Origin of the sequence: Undibacterium sp. Di26W, from assembly GCF_049340265.1 — a bacterium.
Taxonomy (GTDB): Bacteria; Pseudomonadota; Gammaproteobacteria; order Burkholderiales; family Burkholderiaceae_D; genus Undibacterium.
Window position 1 is genome coordinate 1 of sequence record NZ_JBMPOR010000105.1, and the last position, 226, is coordinate 226.

Annotated in this window: 1 protein-coding gene; it reads right to left on the minus strand. The window is 50.9% G+C overall.

Translation table 11 applies throughout. From position 1 onward, the window contains the following. On the minus strand, positions 1–226 hold a 226-nt coding region (locus ACO0LM_RS28845; protein WP_423042400.1), incomplete at both ends, for a DUF4214 domain-containing protein.

Below are 226 nucleotides of genomic sequence, written 5' to 3' on the forward strand. Positions count from 1 at the left end.
CCCAGTAAGTCAGACCTGCTGGATCAGCTTCGTGGCCGAACAGGTTTTTGTAAATGGTGTTGACGGTTTGTGCTGTCGTCAGGTTGGCATACGTGTCTGCGTATTCCTTTTGTACGGAGAAGCTTTGTGCGATGTCTTTGAGGGACAGGCTCGACGCTGTCCAATACGCCAGACCCAGTGGGTCCGCTGGACGGTTGAAATAAGCGATGTAAAGCTTTTGGATATC